At 62.8% G+C, this 15,615-nt stretch carries 17 protein-coding genes and 1 tRNA gene; 13 read left to right on the forward strand and 5 right to left on the reverse strand.

What is annotated here, in order from left to right; all coding sequences use genetic code 11:
* The first annotated feature begins 88 nt into the window (after positions 1-88).
* The 6 genes from petA to ACLB1G_RS10210 all read left to right on the forward strand — a co-directional run bounded on the left by petA (position 89) and on the right by ACLB1G_RS10210 (position 4,302).
* A complete protein-coding gene (petA, locus tag ACLB1G_RS10185; protein ID WP_491627079.1) occupies positions 89-697 on the forward strand; it encodes a ubiquinol-cytochrome c reductase iron-sulfur subunit in 609 nt (202 codons plus the stop codon).
* A gap of 2 nt (positions 698-699) precedes the next feature.
* The gene (locus ACLB1G_RS10190; protein WP_491627080.1) at positions 700-2,112 is read left to right on the forward strand and encodes a cytochrome b; all 1,413 of its coding nucleotides are present in this window, start codon (positions 700-702) and stop codon (positions 2,110-2,112) included.
* A gap of 35 nt (positions 2,113-2,147) precedes the next feature.
* On the forward strand, positions 2,148-2,912 hold the full coding sequence (locus ACLB1G_RS10195) for a cytochrome c1 (RefSeq protein WP_491627081.1): 765 nt from the start codon (positions 2,148-2,150) through the stop codon (positions 2,910-2,912).
* A 113-nt stretch (positions 2,913-3,025) separates the two neighbouring features.
* Complete coding sequence (locus ACLB1G_RS10200; RefSeq protein WP_017877976.1) at positions 3,026-3,637, forward strand: glutathione S-transferase N-terminal domain-containing protein; 612 nt, start codon at positions 3,026-3,028, stop codon at positions 3,635-3,637.
* Between the two features lie 78 nt (positions 3,638-3,715).
* The gene (locus ACLB1G_RS10205) at positions 3,716-4,195 is read left to right on the forward strand and encodes a ClpXP protease specificity-enhancing factor (RefSeq protein WP_491627082.1); all 480 of its coding nucleotides are present in this window, start codon (positions 3,716-3,718) and stop codon (positions 4,193-4,195) included.
* 31 nt (positions 4,196-4,226) lie between these two features.
* A tRNA-Thr gene (locus ACLB1G_RS10210) sits at positions 4,227-4,302 on the forward strand.
* A 311-nt stretch (positions 4,303-4,613) separates the two neighbouring features.
* Here ACLB1G_RS10210 and ACLB1G_RS10215 read toward each other — a convergent pair.
* Both ACLB1G_RS10215 and ACLB1G_RS10220 read right to left on the reverse strand, forming a co-directional pair.
* Entirely contained in the window at positions 4,614-5,108 is a 495-nt protein-coding gene (locus tag ACLB1G_RS10215) for a HipA N-terminal domain-containing protein (protein ID WP_491627083.1), read from the reverse strand.
* Between the two features lie 28 nt (positions 5,109-5,136).
* Complete coding sequence (locus ACLB1G_RS10220) at positions 5,137-5,478, reverse strand: helix-turn-helix transcriptional regulator (RefSeq protein ID WP_491627084.1); 342 nt, start codon at positions 5,476-5,478, stop codon at positions 5,137-5,139.
* 213 nt (positions 5,479-5,691) lie between these two features.
* Between ACLB1G_RS10220 and ACLB1G_RS10225 the strand changes: the two genes are divergently transcribed.
* From ACLB1G_RS10225 to ACLB1G_RS10235, 3 genes are all read left to right on the forward strand, one after another.
* A complete protein-coding gene (locus ACLB1G_RS10225) occupies positions 5,692-6,573 on the forward strand; it encodes a dienelactone hydrolase family protein (protein ID WP_491627085.1) in 882 nt (293 codons plus the stop codon).
* 128 nt (positions 6,574-6,701) lie between these two features.
* Entirely contained in the window at positions 6,702-6,944 is a 243-nt protein-coding gene (locus tag ACLB1G_RS10230) for a type II toxin-antitoxin system CcdA family antitoxin (protein ID WP_491627086.1), read from the forward strand.
* Positions 6,944-7,261 (forward strand): CcdB family protein, encoded by a 318-nt coding sequence (locus ACLB1G_RS10235; RefSeq protein WP_491627087.1) that lies wholly within the window; start codon positions 6,944-6,946, stop codon positions 7,259-7,261. Before ACLB1G_RS10230 ends, ACLB1G_RS10235 begins: the two co-directional genes overlap by 1 nt.
* 9 nt (positions 7,262-7,270) lie before the next feature.
* Here ACLB1G_RS10235 and ACLB1G_RS10240 read toward each other — a convergent pair whose 3' ends face one another.
* The 3 genes from ACLB1G_RS10240 to ssb all read right to left on the reverse strand — a co-directional run bounded on the left by ACLB1G_RS10240 (position 7,271) and on the right by ssb (position 9,761).
* Positions 7,271-7,504, reverse strand: a complete 234-nt coding sequence (locus tag ACLB1G_RS10240; protein ID WP_491627088.1) for a hypothetical protein — start codon at positions 7,502-7,504, stop codon at positions 7,271-7,273.
* A 30-nt stretch (positions 7,505-7,534) separates the two neighbouring features.
* Positions 7,535-9,025 (reverse strand): S8 family serine peptidase, encoded by a 1,491-nt coding sequence (locus ACLB1G_RS10245; protein WP_491627089.1) that lies wholly within the window; start codon positions 9,023-9,025, stop codon positions 7,535-7,537.
* A 238-nt stretch (positions 9,026-9,263) separates the two neighbouring features.
* On the reverse strand, positions 9,264-9,761 hold the full coding sequence (ssb, locus tag ACLB1G_RS10250; RefSeq protein ID WP_491627090.1) for a single-stranded DNA-binding protein: 498 nt from the start codon (positions 9,759-9,761) through the stop codon (positions 9,264-9,266).
* A 219-nt stretch (positions 9,762-9,980) separates the two neighbouring features.
* Here ssb and uvrA point away from each other — a divergent pair, with 219 nt between their 5' ends.
* Genes uvrA through ACLB1G_RS10270 form a run of 4 tightly spaced genes read left to right on the forward strand, consistent with a single transcriptional unit; the run spans position 9,981 to position 15,603 of the window.
* On the forward strand, positions 9,981-12,833 hold the full coding sequence (gene uvrA / locus ACLB1G_RS10255) for an excinuclease ABC subunit UvrA (protein WP_491627091.1): 2,853 nt from the start codon (positions 9,981-9,983) through the stop codon (positions 12,831-12,833).
* 10 nt (positions 12,834-12,843) lie between these two features.
* The gene (locus ACLB1G_RS10260) at positions 12,844-13,176 is read left to right on the forward strand and encodes a P-loop NTPase family protein (protein WP_491627092.1); all 333 of its coding nucleotides are present in this window, start codon (positions 12,844-12,846) and stop codon (positions 13,174-13,176) included.
* The gene (locus tag ACLB1G_RS10265) at positions 13,173-14,111 is read left to right on the forward strand and encodes an AraC family transcriptional regulator (RefSeq protein WP_491627093.1); all 939 of its coding nucleotides are present in this window, start codon (positions 13,173-13,175) and stop codon (positions 14,109-14,111) included. Before ACLB1G_RS10260 ends, ACLB1G_RS10265 begins: the two co-directional genes overlap by 4 nt.
* Before the next feature lie 58 nt (positions 14,112-14,169).
* Positions 14,170-15,603, forward strand: a complete 1,434-nt coding sequence (locus ACLB1G_RS10270) for an aldehyde dehydrogenase family protein (RefSeq protein WP_491627094.1) — start codon at positions 14,170-14,172, stop codon at positions 15,601-15,603.
* Positions 15,604-15,615 lie beyond the last annotated feature (12 nt).

Below are 15,615 nucleotides of genomic sequence, written 5' to 3' on the forward strand. Positions count from 1 at the left end.
CCGCTTACTCTATAATTTCTGATTGCTAGTAATTAAGTTGTCGCCTCGAAAGTTTGGTTTCCTTTGGCACTTTGACTATGGGGTTAGTATGAGTATTGAAAAGCAAGTCGATCCCGGCCGCCGCGGTCTGCTCGTCGCGACGTGCGCGGCCGGCGGCGTGGTGGGTATCAGCACCGCCGGCGCACTGGTAAGCACCTTCCAGCCCTCCGAGCGCGCCAAGGCGGCCGGCGCCCCGGTCGAGGTGGATATTTCCTCGCTGCAGCCGGGCGAAATGAAGACCGTGGAATGGCGCGGCAAGCCGGTGTGGATACTCAAGCGCACCCCGGAAATGATCGCCTCGCTCAAGCAGACCGACGGCAAGGTGGCGGACGCCGAATCCAAGCGCAATCCCGATGAATTCACGCCCGAATACGCCCGCAACGAATGGCGCTCGCGCAAGCCCGAGCTGCTGGTGGCGGTCGGCATCTGCACCCACCTGGGCTGCTCGCCCTCCTCCAAGTTCACCCCGGGTCCGCAGCCCTCGCTGCCGGACGACTGGGCCGGCGGCTTCCTGTGCCCCTGCCACGGTTCCACCTTCGACCTGGCCGGCCGCGTGTTCAAGAACAAGCCGGCCCCGGACAACCTGCAAGTCCCCCGTTATATGTACCTGAGCGATAACAAGCTGCTCATCGGCAAAGACGAGAAAGGCGAGGCATAAACATGGCGGCGTTCAAGGAGACAAAATTCCCCCCCAACACACCGGCCGCGCAAAGAGCCCTGGGATGGGTGGATGACCGGTTCCCGCTGACCAAGCTGTGGAACGACCAATGGGGCAAGTACTACGCGCCCAAGAATTTCAATTTCTGGTACATCTTCGGCTCGCTGGCCATGCTGGTGCTGGTGCTGCAGATCGTCACCGGGATTTTCCTGACCATGCACTACAAGCCGGACGCCAACCTGGCCTTCGGTTCGGTCGAATACATCATGCGGGAAGTGCCGTGGGGCTGGCTGGTGCGCTATATGCACTCGACCGGGGCTTCCGCCTTCTTCATCATCGTCTACCTGCACATGACGCGCGGCCTGCTGTACGGTTCCTACCGCAAGCCGCGCGAGCTGATCTGGCTGTTCGGCTTTGCCATCTTCCTGTGCCTGATGGCCGAGGCCTTCTTCGGCTACCTGCTGCCCTGGGGCCAGATGTCGTACTGGGGCGCCCAGGTGATCGTCAACCTGTTCGGCGCCATCCCGCTGATCGGCCCCGACCTGTCGCTGTGGATACGCGGCGACTACGTGGTGTCGGACGCCACCCTGAACCGCTTCTTCGCCTTCCACGTGATCGCCATTCCGCTGGTCCTGCTGGGCCTGGTGGCGGCGCACCTGATCGCCCTGCACGAAGTCGGCTCCAGCAACCCGGACGGCATCGAAATCAAGGAAACCCCGGGCCCGGACGGCCATCCGCTGGACGGCATCCCCTCGCACCCCTACTACACGGTGCACGATTTGTTCGGCGTGTCGATCTTCCTGCTGATCTTCAGCGCGGTGGTCTTCTTCGCGCCGGAAATGGGCGGTTATTTCCTGGAATACAATAACTTCCTGCCGGGCGACCCGCTCAAGACCCCGCTGCACATTGCCCCGACCTGGTACTTCACCCCGTTCTACTCGGTGCTGCGCGCCACCACGGCCGACTTCATGTACGTGCTGATGTTCGCCGTGGCCGCCTACGTGGTGTTCATCTGGCTCAAGTCGCGCCTGCCCAGCATGGTCAAGACCGTGATTGCCGTGGTCGGCCTGGTGGCCATCGTCGGCATGCTGCCGCAAGTGCTGGACGCCAAGTTCTGGGGCGTGGTGTTCTTCGGTTCCTCGGTGGTGCTGCTGGCCTTCCTGCCATGGCTGGACCATTCGCCGGTGAAATCCATCCGCTACCGTCCGAACTGGCACAAATACGTGTACGCCGTGTTCGGCCTGTCGTTCCTGACCCTGGGCTACCTGGGCACCCAGCCGCCGACCGAGGCGAAAACCATTGTTTCCCAGGTTTGCACCTTGATCTACTTCAGCTTCTTCCTGCTGATGCCATGGTGGAGCGCCATGGGCACCTTCAAGAAAGTGCCCGACCGCGTCACCTTCCATGCGCACTGACAGTTGACTTAGCTCAAGCAAACAAAGGACAATACATGAATTTTCCGAAAAAAGTACTTGCCATCCTGGCATTGCTGCCCGGGATGGTGTTTGCAAACGAAGGCGGCATCGCCCTGGACAAGGCGCCGGACCGGTCGAACAACCTGGCGGCGCTGCAGCACGGCGCCAAGCTGTTCGTGAATTACTGCCTGAACTGCCACAATGCTTCGTCGATGCGCTATAACCGGCTGCGCGACCTGGGGTTGACGGAAGATCAGATTAAGAACAACCTCTTGTTCACCGGCGAAAAAGTCGGTGACATGATGACCACCACGATGAACCCCAAGGACGCGAAGGCCTGGTTCGGCGTGGTGCCGCCGGATTTGTCGGTGATCGCGCGCGCCAAGGCGTCGGGTGCGGGCACCGGGGGCGACTATCTGTACACTTACCTGCGCACCTTCTACAAGGATGACACCCGCCCGACCGGCTGGAACAACCTGGTGGTGGCCAATGTGGCGATGCCGCATGTGCTGTGGGAGCTGCAGGGGGTGAACAGAGCCAAGATGGAAGAAGTGGCCGATCCCCACGAGGAAGGCAAGAAGGTGCACCAGTTCGCCGGTTTCGAGCAAGTCGCGCCGGGTAAGCTGAAGCCGCTGGAGTTCGACAACGCCGTGGCCGACCTGGTCGGTTACATGGAATGGATGGCCGAACCGGCACAGCAGACCCGCAAGCGCCTCGGCGTGGTGGTGGTGCTCTTCATGGCCTTTTTTGCGCTGCTGGCCTGGCGCCTGAACGCATCGTTCTGGAAAGAGGTCAAATAAAGCGAGGGCGCCGGCTTGCCGGCGCTCGTTTCATGTTACCCGTGCTGGCGGGTAAGATTCAGGGTGAGCCGTTCGCGGCATCACCCTATATTTGTTTCTAAGGAACTATAAAGATGATGGTTCTCTACTCGGGCACCACCTGCCCATTTTCGCAGCGCTGCCGCCTGGTCCTGTTTGAAAAAGGCATGGACTTCGAAGTGCGCGACGTCGACCTGTTCAACAAGCCGGAAGACATCTCCACCATGAATCCCTACGGCCAGGTGCCCATCCTGGTCGAACGCGAACTGATACTGTACGAATCGAACATCATCAACGAGTACATCGACGAGCGCTTCCCGCACCCCCAGCTGATGCCGGCCGATCCGCTGATGCGCGCCCGCGCCCGTTTGATGCTGTTCAACTTCGAGAAGGAATTGTTCGTCCACGTGCACGTGCTGGAAAGCGAGCGCGCCAAAGGCAACGACAAGAGCCACGACAAGGCCCGCGCCGAAATCCGCGACCGCCTGACCACCCTGGCCCCGCTGTTCCTGAAGAACAAGTACATGCTGGGCGATGAGTTCTCCATGCTGGACGTGGCCGTGGCACCGCTGCTGTGGCGCCTGGACCATTACGGCATCGAGCTGTCCAAGACCGCCGCGCCGCTGATGAAATACGCCGAGCGCATCTTCTCGCGCCCGGCCTACATCGAAGCGCTGACGCCGTCCGAAAAGGTGATGCGCCGCTAAGCGGACGCTTCCCGCCCTGGGTGGCCGCCGTCCCGCACACGGGCGGCGGCCGGCCCGGTTTACGCAAGACCAGAACCTATGTCCGAGATCTCAACCAAGCCCTATCTGCTGCGCGCCATTTACGAGTGGTGCACCGATAGCGGCTACACGCCCTACCTGGCCGTCAAGGTCGACGCCGCCACGCAGGTGCCCATGGAATACGTCAAGAAGGGCGAAATCGTCCTCAACATCAGCTTCGGCGCCACTTCCGGCCTGAAGATGGACAACGACAGCATCCGCTTCCACGCCCGCTTCGGCGGCGTATCGCGCGAGATTTTCGTGCCCGTTAATAACGTGATGGCGATTTATGCCAGCGAGAACGGCCAGGGCATGGCCTTCGAGCCGGTGCTGGACGCCCCGCCGCCGCCGCGCGAACCGGAAGCGGCGCCCGCACCTGCGCCATCCCTGGCCGCCGTGCCGCCGCCGGCCCCGCTGGCCGACGAGCCGTCCGCCGGCCCCGACAACGACAACGAACCGCCGAAAAAGGGCGGACGCCCCACGCTGACCCGCATCAAATGACGTCAGATAGCGTATAATCAGCTTCGATCACGCCGGCTTAGCTCATTTGGTAGAGCAGTTGATTTGTAATCATCAGGTGGCCAGTTCGAAACCGGCAGCCGGCACCAATCAATTTAAGGGCTTACAGCAATGTAAGCCCTTCCTCTTGGTCCAGTGTCAACACACTATCAGCGACTCCTGACTGTACACTATTTCGGTTGAAGATACTTTGCAAGTCGATGTCTTCGACATGTCGGTGAAGTACCTTTACAAACGTCTTCAAAATCGACAAATGATTTTGATATGTCGATTTCTTGGATATGTCATCACAACATGTCCATTTTTACGGAAAAAATCGACATGTTCTCCCGATCTGTCGATTTGGACGACATGTCCTATCTGATCAGTTCGGCATATAATGCCATCAACAATCTCCCATTTACTTTAATATCATCCAACATACTGTTGCCATATCAGTACAGAAAACATAATTATGCCTGTTCGGGACTTCGTTGCCCTGCCCCAGCGCGACATCGGATACGGTGTGACGCAGCAGCATCGCCACGCCATGCTCGTCCAGCGGTTGGCCGTTGATCGAAAAAATGTCGCTGGGCGTTTCATCCGGCGGCAATAGCTGGATCGCGCCCACGCAGTCGCGCCCTACAGCCTCCAGCAACTGGTGTGGCGCGATGCCGTCTGTGCTGAAGTGCCGTGCTATTCGGCGGCGTATGGTATCGCTGTCGGGCAGCAGATTATCGAAGTAGTTCGCCACGACCTGTCCACGATGTGGCGCGTTGCCTGGCAAAAATGGCAGCGACAGTGATAGCGGCCTTCCCTGCTCGTCGTTCGCCCATTCGTCAAAGTAGGTCAGGGTATTATCGTTGGCCGCGGCATCCCAATAGCCGACCGGCGTGCCGTTGAGCCAGATATGCAAGCGCTGGGCGTGTGCGCGGCGTCCCGTGCTACCAGTCCTCTACGGTCTTGGAAGGGGGTTGTATCCTGGCTGGTGCGGCCACTCTTGCCTTGCGGCGCACACTGTCTGATGACGCCGAAACAACCGTTCCGGATGCCACCTCTTCACCAGATGCCACAACCTGGCTCACGCCTATTTCGACGCCGAGTAAGCGCAGAATGGTGAACAGCCGCTCGACACTGGTGGTGGCCGGGTTAGCCTCTATCTTGGCGTAACTCTGCTGGGTCACCCCGAGCAATTCGGCCACTGCTGCTTGCGACAGGCCCAAGCGCTTACGGAACCCAACCAGCAATGGTCGCAATTGCTGCACAGTTTGGATTGGATAATTCATGGCCGCCAATCTGGTAAATATCGAATACAGCTTTAAGGTTGTTTTTATATATCACAACCCAGAGGTTGTAAAATGATTTTACAACTTATAATCTGTTACAGCTACCATTGCCCCAGCCCGCCCATCAACATTTTGTATCGGCATATTTCACGGAGCCGACAGTGTCACGCCGCTGGGCTACACTGGCTTTTCAACCAACATGAGGGAGCCAACATGCCCCGTCCAACCGCTGCCGACTTTGACCCCGAAGTACTGAAACTGTTCGACCAGTATGTCCATGGCGGCATCAGCCGCCGCGATTTCCTGTCCTCGGCCACGCGCTACGCCGTGGGCGGCAGTACCGCCGCCGGTCTGCTGGCCTCACTCAGCCCCAGCTTCGCGGCGCCCCTGGTCAAGCCGGACGATAGCCGCCTCAAGGCGCGCTATGCCGAGCTGCCCTCGCCCGATGGCAATGGCAAGGTGCGCGGCTATCTGGTGTCGCCGGCCAGGGCCGAGGCCAGGCTGCCGCTGGTGCTGGTGGTGCACGAGAACCGCGGCCTGAACGCGCACATCGAGGACATCGCGCGCCGCCTGGCGCTGGACGGCTTTATCGCTTTCGCGCCGGACGCCCTGTACACGCTGGGCGGCTATCCGGGCGATGAGGACCAGGCTCGCACCCTGTTCAGCAAGCTGGACCAGAACAAGACGCGCGCCGATTTCGTCGCCGCCGCGCGCTGGCTGCAGCAGCTACCGGCAGGCAATGGCAAGCTGGGCGTGGTGGGCTTCTGCTATGGCGGCGGGATTGCCAACTATCTCGCCACCCAGCTGCCGGATCTGAAGGCGGCGGTGCCGTTCTACGGCGCCCAGCCCAGGAGCGGCATCGAAAATATCAAGGCCGCCCTGCTGATCCACGACGCCGGCAACGACGAGCGCATCCGCGCCGGCTGGCCTGCCTACGAGCAAGCCCTGAAGGCGGCCGGCGTGGCCTATGAATACCACGTCTACCCCGGCGTCGAACACGGCTTCAACAACGATACCACCCCGCGCTACGACGCCGCCGCCGCCAAGCTGGCCTGGCAGCGCACCACGGAGTTGTTCAAGGCCAGGCTGGCCTGAGAGGTAATGTGCCGGCCCGGCCGCAGCCGGATCCGGCCTTTTGATCTGATGTACATCAAGCAGCGCGCACACCACCGCAAGCTATAATGCGCATACTTCATCACATTTCTGATGCGCATCGCAACATCATGAAATCCCCTCAAAAACTCCCCGCAAAAAAGGCAACAAACATCACGCTGTCGCTTGATGTGTATCAAGCCGCAAAAAGCCTGGGTATTAACATTTCACAGGTTTGCGAACAGCGCTTGCGCGAAGAAATTCAACTGCGTAAAGAACAGCAATGGAACGTGGAGCATGCAGCGTTCCTGGCTGCTTACAACCGGCGGGTAGAGGAGGAAGGCCTGGCCCTTGAAGAGTGGCGGTCGTTCTGATGAGCCGCTTCGATATTTTCGCCAATCCGGGCAAGAACCGGCGCAACATTCCTTATCTGGTCGATGTGCAAAGCAACGTCATCAGCGGATTGGCCACCAGGATAGTTGTGCCGCTCCGTCCCTTGTCGGCGTTTTCATCCATGGCCTTACCACCAGATCTATTCCCCATCATCACGGTCCATGGGCAAGATCATGTCATGGACACCCCGCAACTGGGCGCTATCCCGTCAAGCGAGCTCAAAGTCCATATCGCTTCGGCGGGCATGCAGCAATTCGACATCTTGTGCGCCCTGGACAGGGTGTTCGGAGCGTACTGAGTCCCTTCCTTATCGCACGCCGCGCCGGGTATCCGGCACGGGAATGCGCTCCCCTTGCGGCGACACGATCCAGCCCGCCAGCTTGCCTTGCAGTGCGGCGAGCTCACCGTCAGCAATCTCGACCAGGAGATTGTCGCCGCTGTGATGGATGACGCGTCCGTGCCCGCTCGCGCCCACCAGGGCCAGCGCCTGTTCGGTGGACACGGTCGCATCAGGGGTGCGCCGCAGGATAACTTGGCTCATGAAACCAATATAGCACAAGCACCGCGCCGCTCAGGGCAGCATGCCCAATCCTTCCAGGTTCTTGGGGAAGCCCAGTGGCTGGGCCGCCGCGTTGATCACGGCCAGCATGGCGATGGCGCGGTCGCGGTTGCGCTTCATCTTGAGCACCTTGGGCTGGGCGGCCAGCAGCGCGGCGGCGGCGCCGGTGGCGGCCGGACAGGCCATGGAAGTGCCGCTCATCACGCCATACACGCCGCCCGGCAGGGTGGACACGATGCCGACACCCGGCCCGGTCAGGTCGATTTCCGGCCCCACATTGGAAAACTGCGCGATGAACAGCTGCGGGCTGCTGCTGGCCGCCGGCGGCACCACGTCCAGCGCCTCGGTGGAGTTGGCGGGGAAGGTGCCCTGCCGCCCGGCGGCCGAGACGGCGATGGATTCCGTCCAGGCGGCCGGATACGACACTGGCTGGCGTCCATCATTGCCTGCCGCGACGATGCACAGGGTGCCCTTGTCGTACGCGTCCTTGATGGCGTCGTGCACCGCCTCGTCCGGCGAAGCGCCGCCCAGGCTCAGGTTCAGCAAGTCGCACCGGTCCTGCACGCCCTGCTCTATGGCGCGCAGGATGTCGTAGTTGCTGGCGCCGCCGCCAGCATTCGGGAACACGCGGTAGCTGTACAGTTCCACCCCGGGCGCCACGCCCTGCTTGCCGGCCGGCGCCTTGCCGCGGGCGCTGATAATGCCAGCCACATGGGTGCCATGCTCGCCTTCCTCTTTGGCCGGTCCCCAGCCGCCGGCGTCGTTCTCGTCGGCGACGAAAGCGGCGCCGCCCAGCACCTTCAGGTCCGGATGCTTGCCATCGACCCCGGTGTCGATCACCCCGACCCGCACACCGGCGCCAGCATCGGCCGCGTGGGCGCCGTAGGCTGTATCGAGGAAGTCCGGCACGCCCAGGTCGACCGGCGCAATGCTGACGCTGCCGCCATTGCTGATTTTCACGGCGCGCTCGCACAGGCCCCAGTAGCCGGCCGGCCCATAGATGAGCAGCAAGTCCAGGGTCTTGCTGGAAGTGGAAAACTTCAGGGTGACCACCCCTTTGGCATTGGTGACGCCCTGCTCGCCCTGCCGCTTGTCGAAGCTGGTGAAGGCTACGACCTGGGCGCCGCGCACCGGCTTGCCGCTGGCGGCATCGACCACCTTGAGGTTGATGCCGGCGGTCTTGGCGGCAACCAGCTTGCCGCTGCCGGCGCGCTGTTCGATGGCCAGCCTGGGGCTGCGCGCCACCTGGTAGCGCACCAGCGGCACCAGCTTGACGCCGGCATTGCTGGCCTTCAAAGCGGTGGCGGCGGCATCGCTAAGCTCCACCAGCTTGGGGCCGGTGTCCGCGCTCGAATGCAGGATCTTGATGGCCGCCGCCGGCTTGACCGCGCCCTTGGCCAGCCCCTGCGCGCCCAGCCTGGCCGACAAGGCAGACGAAAAGCCAGCCTGCGGCGCCAAGGTCTCCCGCAGCGCCTCGGAGCGCAGGCCCCGGCTGGGCAGCAATACATAGCATTGAACAGGGACAGCCGTGTTGTGTGATTTTGTCGCCATCGGACTCCACCTTTGTTTGAAGGATAGGCGCTGCATGGTCCGCCGGGTCGCGCCTTGGCCGGTACGGCAATTATTGCCGCAAGGACGTTACCAAAATATCACCAAACATCACAACTGGCGAAAAATGTCCGCAGAAATAAAAAATCCCAGCCATGAAGGCTGGGATCTTTGCATTGGGCCCGTGACGGATTTAGAACGGAATATCGTCATCCATATCCGAAAAATTCGGCGCCGGCTTCGGTGCCGGGCGTGGCGCCGGAGCCGCTTGCTGCGGGCGCGGAGCCGGACGGCTAGGGGGCGCGTCGTAACCGCCGCCGCCCATGTCGTCCATGGAATCGCCGCCGCCCATGCCCTGGCGACCGCCCAGCATTTGCATGTTTTCCGCGATGATGTCGGTTGCGTATTTCTCGACGCCGTCCTTGTCGGTGTACTTGCGGGTCTGCAGGCGGCCTTCGACGTAGACCGAGGAACCTTTTTTCAGGTACTGGCTGACGATTTCCGCCAGGCGGCCGAAGAAGGAAATGCGGTGCCACTCGGTGAGCTCTTTTTGCTCGCCGGTGTTGCGGTCCTTGGACCGGTAAGAGGTCGCCACGGCAATGTTCGCGATCGCGTCGCCGCTGGGCATGTAGCGGACTTCGGGGTCGCGGCCCAGATTGCCGACGATGATGACTTTGTTGACTGATGCCATGAGAGAAAACTCCTGAGTTCGCGCTTGAAAAATGCTCAAACGGGGATTATATGCCAAGCCTGCGCGCCTTCCCCACTTTTGAATGCACGCAACCAAATACTGGTATTATATACAGTGTCTCGCCATGCGAACACGAGATAGCTCAACACCTGCGCTCGCGTTTGCAAACCCGGCTATAGTATCGGGTTGGCCCCCGCTCCTATTGAAAGCAAGGATTCCATGGAACAGATCCGCATCCGCGGCGCTCGCACGCACAACCTGAAAAACATCAATCTCGACCTGCCGCGCAACAAGCTGATCGTGATTACCGGCCTGTCCGGCTCCGGCAAGTCGTCGCTGGCTTTCGATACCTTGTATGCGGAGGGCCAGCGCCGCTACGTGGAGTCGCTGTCGGCCTATGCGCGCCAGTTCTTGCAGCTGATGGAAAAGCCGGACGTGGACCTGATCGAGGGCCTGTCGCCGGCCATCTCCATCGAGCAGAAAGCCACCTCGCACAACCCGCGCTCGACGGTGGGCACGGTGACCGAGATCCACGACTACCTGCGCCTCTTGTACGCGCGCGTGGGCACGCCGTATTGCATCAACCACCCGGACCAGGCCCTGGCTGCCCAGACCGTGTCGCAAATGGTGGATGCCGTGCTGGCCATGCCCGAGGGCACCAAGCTGATGGTACTGGCGCCCGTGGTGGCCAACCGCAAGGGCGAGCATTCCGACCTGTTCGAGCAGATGCAGGCCCAGGGCTTCGTGCGCTTCCGCGTGCAGAGCGGCACCCACGACGCCAAGATCTATGAAGTGGACGACCTGCCCAAGCTGAAGAAAACGGAAAAGCACACCATCGACGTGGTGGTGGACCGCATCAAGGTCACGCCCGACCTCAAGCAGCGCCTGGCCGAAAGCTTTGAAACCGCGCTGCGCCTGGCCGACGGCCGCGCCGTGGCGCTGGAGATGGATACCGGTGCAGAGCACGTGTTCTCCAACAAGTTCGCCTGCAACACCTGCGGCTACTCGCTGCAGGAGCTGGAGCCGCGCCTGTTCTCGTTCAACAACCCCATGGGCGCCTGCCCCGAGTGCGACGGCCTGGGCCATATCGAATTCTTCGATCCCAAGCGCATCGTGGCCTTCCCCAACCTGTCGCTGGCCTCGGGCGCCGTCAAGGGCTGGGACCGCCGCAACCAGTTTTATTTCCAGATGCTGTCCAACCTGGCGGCCTATTACGGCTTCGACCTGGACCTGCCCTTCGAGAAGCTGCCGAAATCGGCCCAGGACGTGATACTGAACGGTTCCGGCAAGCAGAACATCCCCTTCACCTATGTCAACGAGCGCGGCCGCGCCGTGGTCAAGGAACACACCTTCGAAGGCGTGGTCAACAACCTGGCGCGGCGCTACCGCGAAACCGATTCCATGGCGGTCAAGGAAGAGCTGGCCAAGTTCATCAACGAGAAGAAATGCCCGTCCTGCGAGGGCGCACGCCTGCGGGTGGAAGCGCGCTATGTCAAGGTCGGCACCGGCAAGCAGGAAAAAGCCATTTACGAGATTGCCGAGAAGCCGCTGCGCGAAACCCTGAGCTTCTTCGAGCAGCTCAAGCTGCGCGGCGCCAAGAAGGATATCGCCGACCGCGTGGTCAAGGAAATCGTCTCGCGCCTGCAGTTCCTCAACAATGTCGGCCTGGACTACCTGTCGCTGGACCGCAGCGCGGATACCCTGTCGGGCGGCGAGGCGCAGCGCATCCGCCTGGCTTCGCAGATCGGCTCCGGCCTGACCGGCGTCATGTACGTGCTGGACGAGCCTTCCATCGGCCTGCACCAGCGCGACAACGACCGCCTGATCGACACCCTCAAGCACCTGCGCGACATCGGCAACAGCGTGCTGGTGGTGGAGCATGACGAGGACGCCATCCGCACCGCCGACTACATTGTCGACATGGGCCAGGGCGCCGGCGTGCACGGCGGCGACGTGATCGCGGCCGGCCCGCTGAAGGACATCCTGAAGAACAAGCAGTCGCTGACGGCCCAGTACCTGAATGGCACCAAAAAGATCACGGTGCCGGCCAAGCGCCATGAGGCCGATCCGGACAAGCAGCTGGTCATCACCGGCGCCACCGGCAACAACCTGAAGAAAGTGACCCTGTCGCTGCCGGTGGGCCTGATGACCTGCGTGACCGGCGTGTCCGGCTCCGGCAAGTCGACCCTGATCAACGACACCCTGTTCCCGGCCCTGTCGCGCCACCTGTATGGTTCACAGACGGAGCCGGCGCCGCACGACAGCATCAGCGGCCTGGAACACTTCGACAAGGTGATCTCGGTGGACCAAGCGCCCATAGGCCGCACCCCGCGCTCGAATCCGGCCACCTATACCGGTTTGTTCACGCCCATCCGCGACCTGTTCGCCACCGTGCCCACCGCCAAGGAGCGCGGCTACAGCGCCGGGCGCTTCTCGTTCAACGTCAAGGGCGGCCGCTGCGAAGCCTGCCAGGGCGACGGCGTGCTGAAAGTGGAAATGCACTTCCTGCCGGACGTGTACGTGCCCTGCGACGTGTGCCACGGCAAGCGCTACAACCGCGAAACGCTGGAAGTGCAGTACAAGGGCAAGAACATCACGGAAATCCTGGACATGACGGTGGAGGACGCGCACGAGTTCTTCAAGCCGGTGCCGCTGATCGCCCGCAAGCTGCAGACCCTGCTGGACGTGGGCCTGGGCTACATCAAGCTGGGGCAGAGCGCCACCACCTTGTCGGGCGGCGAGGCGCAGCGCGTCAAGCTGTCGCTGGAGCTGTCCAAGCGCGACACGGGACGCACCCTGTACATCCTGGACGAGCCCACCACCGGCCTGCACTTCCACGATATCGACCTGCTGCTGAAGGTGATACACCGCCTGCGCGACCAGGGCAATACCCTGGTCATCATCGAGCACAACCTGGACGTCATCAAGACCGCCGACTGGGTGGTGGACCTGGGTCCGGAAGGCGGCGCCGGCGGCGGCCAGATCATCGCCACCGGCTCGCCGGAAACCGTGGCCAAGAATGCCGCCAGCGTGACCGGCAAATACCTGGGGCCGCTGCTCAAGCAAAAATAAGGAGTGCATCATGCGCGTGCTCGTATTCGGCAATTCCGGTTCCGGCAAGTCGCACTACGCGATCGGACTGGCGCGCGAATACGGGCTGGCGCGGCTGGACCTGGACACCGTGGTGTGGGAGCCGGGCCGGGAAGCCTGTTTGCGCAACAATGCGCGGCGGCCGTGGGAGCGGCACAAATACGCTTCCATGGAAGCGCAGCAAAGCATGCTGCCGGTGCTGACCAACTGGGTCGAGATGTATTACGAGCGCAGCGACAACTGCTCCTACGTGTGGCACCGCAGCGTGTACGACGGCTTTGAGGGCAGCAAGCGCGAAATCACGGCGCTGGAAGAACGGCCATGAGGCGCGATCCGACTCCGTCCACCCTGGACCGCATGGTGGACCTGGCGGCCGGCCGGCTGCCGCAGGACGGGCGCAGCGGCACCAGCATACCCTTTTTGTCCCTGATACGCTCGTCGCGCGTGACGCCGGTCTCGCGCGGCGTGCTCAAGCCATCGTGCTGCGTGATCCTGCAGGGCGGCAAGCAGGTGCAGCTGGCCGACGAGGTGCTGCACTACGGTCCCGGCGAATTCCTGGTGGTGACGGTGGACATGCCGGCTGCAGGCAGCATCGTCAACGCCAGCCCGGACCAGCCCTATCTGCTGATCAACGTGGAGCTCGATCCCAACGAGATCGCGGCCGTGGTGCTGGAGGCGAAAATCGATTTGTCGCGGCCCGGCGAGCCGGTGCGCGGCGCCTTCGTCGGCCGTGCGGACGAGTCCATGCTGGACTTGCTGCACAAGCTGCTGCGCCTGCTGGACGCGCCGGCCGCCGAAGCGGCTTTCCTGGCCGTGGGCCTGAAGCGCGAGCTCCTGTACCGGCTGCTGGCCGGCCCTTACGGCCCGCAGCTGTACCAGAACGTGGTGCTGGACCAGCAAGACCAGGGCATCAGCAAGGCCATCGCCTGGCTCAAGGAGAACTACGCGCGTACGGTGCGGGTGGAGGAACTGGCGGCCGCCACCAACATGAGCGTGTCCAGCCTGCACCACCGCTTCAAGGCCGTTACCACCATGGGGCCGCTGCAGTACCAGAAGCAGCTGCGCCTGCAGCAGGCGCGATTGCTGTTGCTCAATGGCGCCGCCGACGCCAGCACGGCGGCCTACAGCGTGGGCTACGAGAGCCCCTCGCAATTCAGCCGCGAATACCGGCGCCTGTTCGGCGCCCCGCCCATGCAGGACGTGAAGCAGCTGCGCGGGCAAATGCAGGATCGGGCAAACATCGTGCAGGAAACGCCCTGATACGGGCCGGACGGTTTTCCTAGAATGGCTGCACCTCAACGCCAACTGGAGAACCACCATGCGCACCATAGAGCATATCTACGTCAACGGTGAATTCGTCACCCCGCACGGCACGGAATTGGCCGACCTGATCAATCCTTCCACCAACCAGCTGCTGGGCCAGGTGCGCCTGGGCGACGCCAAGGATGCGGAGCGCGCCATTGCGGCCGCCAAGGCCGCCTTCCCGGCCTGGTCGCGCACCACCATCGCCGAGCGCGCCGTCTACCTGCAGCGCCTGCACGACGCCGTGTCGGCCCGTGCCGACGATGCGGCCCAGGCGCTGGTGCAGGAATACGGCGGCGCCGCCAACGCCAGCCTGGCGCGCGCCCGCCTCACGGCCCAGAACTTCCTGCTGATGAAGCAGACCATGGAGGAATACGCCTTCGAACGCACCGTGAACAGATCGAAAGTGGTGATGGAGCCGCTGGGCGTGGCCGGCATCATCACGCCATGGAATTCCAACGCCCACTTCATCGCCAGCAAGGTGGCGGCCGCGATTGCGGCCGGCTGCACGGCCGTGGTCAAGCCCAGCGAGCTGAGCGCGATCCAGACCCAGGTGCTGCTGGAAGCCATGCACGAGGCCGGCCTGCCGCCGGGCGTGTTCAACGTGGTCAATGGCCGTGGCGACACGGTGGGCGCCGCCATCGCGGCGCATCCGGACGTGGCCAAGATGTCGTTCACCGGCTCCACCGCCGTTGGCAAGGGCATCGCCCGCGCCGCCGCCGAGACCCTGAAGCGCGTCACCCTGGAGCTGGGCGGCAAGGGCGCCAACCTCATCCTGGACGATGCGGACTTCGAGCATGCCATCCCGGCCGCGCTGCGGGCCTGCTACCTGAACAATGGCCAGGCTTGCATCGCCGGTTCGCGCCTGCTGGTGCCCGCGAACAGGCTCGATCAGGTCAAGCAGCTGGCGGCCGAGGCCGCGGCCACCTTCAAGGTCGGCCATCCGGCCGACCCCAGCGTGAACATCGGGCCGCTGGTCAACCGCAAGCAGTACGAGCGCGTGCAGCGCTACATCGCGCTGGGGCTGGAGCAGGGCGCCGAGCTGGTGGCGGGCGGACTCGGGCACCCGGAGGGACTGGAACAGGGCAACTTCGTGCGCCCCACCGTGTTTGCCGGGGTGACGCCGGACATGGCCATCGCCCGCGAGGAAATCTTCGGCCCGGTGCTGTCCATCCTCACCTACCGCGACGAGGAAGAAGCCATCGCCATCGCCAACGCCACCAGCTACGGCCTGCAATCGTACGTGAGTTCGCGCGACCTGGCGCATGCCGGCCGCGTGGCGGCGCGGCTGCAGGCGGGCCGGGTCCACATCAACGGCATGCACGACGACATGCTGGCGCCCTTTGGCGGTTTCAAGCAATCCGGCCTGGGCCGCGAGTTCGGACCCTTCGGGCTGGAAGCCTACCTGGAGCCGAAAGCCATCCTGGGGGCGGAGGTGCAATACGCCTGAACAGGCCGCGCA

The sequence above is a fragment of the Duganella kummerowiae genome (assembly GCF_053572355.1).

Bases quoted from the DNA above. Each gene is read 5' to 3' on its own strand.
- uvrA (WP_491627091.1), top strand. From the start codon at position 9,981: ATGGAACAGATCCGCATCCGCGGCGCTCGCACGCACAACCTGAAAAAC.
- ACLB1G_RS10200 (WP_017877976.1), top strand. From the start codon at position 3,026: ATGATGGTTCTCTACTCGGGCACCACCTGCCCATTTTCGCAGCGCTGC.
- ACLB1G_RS10190 (WP_491627080.1), top strand. From the start codon at position 700: ATGGCGGCGTTCAAGGAGACAAAATTCCCCCCCAACACACCGGCCGCG.
- ACLB1G_RS10195 (WP_491627081.1), top strand. From the start codon at position 2,148: ATGAATTTTCCGAAAAAAGTACTTGCCATCCTGGCATTGCTGCCCGGG.
- ssb (WP_491627090.1), bottom strand. From the start codon at position 9,761: ATGGCATCAGTCAACAAAGTCATCATCGTCGGCAATCTGGGCCGCGAC.
- ACLB1G_RS10260 (WP_491627092.1), top strand. From the start codon at position 12,844: ATGCGCGTGCTCGTATTCGGCAATTCCGGTTCCGGCAAGTCGCACTAC.
- ACLB1G_RS10235 (WP_491627087.1), top strand. From the start codon at position 6,944: ATGAGCCGCTTCGATATTTTCGCCAATCCGGGCAAGAACCGGCGCAAC.
- ACLB1G_RS10240 (WP_491627088.1), bottom strand. From the start codon at position 7,504: ATGAGCCAAGTTATCCTGCGGCGCACCCCTGATGCGACCGTGTCCACC.
- petA (WP_491627079.1), top strand. From the start codon at position 89: ATGAGTATTGAAAAGCAAGTCGATCCCGGCCGCCGCGGTCTGCTCGTC.
- ACLB1G_RS10230 (WP_491627086.1), top strand. From the start codon at position 6,702: ATGAAATCCCCTCAAAAACTCCCCGCAAAAAAGGCAACAAACATCACG.
- ACLB1G_RS10205 (WP_491627082.1), top strand. From the start codon at position 3,716: ATGTCCGAGATCTCAACCAAGCCCTATCTGCTGCGCGCCATTTACGAG.
- ACLB1G_RS10225 (WP_491627085.1), top strand. From the start codon at position 5,692: ATGCCCCGTCCAACCGCTGCCGACTTTGACCCCGAAGTACTGAAACTG.
- ACLB1G_RS10270 (WP_491627094.1), top strand. From the start codon at position 14,170: ATGCGCACCATAGAGCATATCTACGTCAACGGTGAATTCGTCACCCCG.
- ACLB1G_RS10220 (WP_491627084.1), bottom strand. From the start codon at position 5,478: ATGAATTATCCAATCCAAACTGTGCAGCAATTGCGACCATTGCTGGTT.
- ACLB1G_RS10265 (WP_491627093.1), top strand. From the start codon at position 13,173: ATGAGGCGCGATCCGACTCCGTCCACCCTGGACCGCATGGTGGACCTG.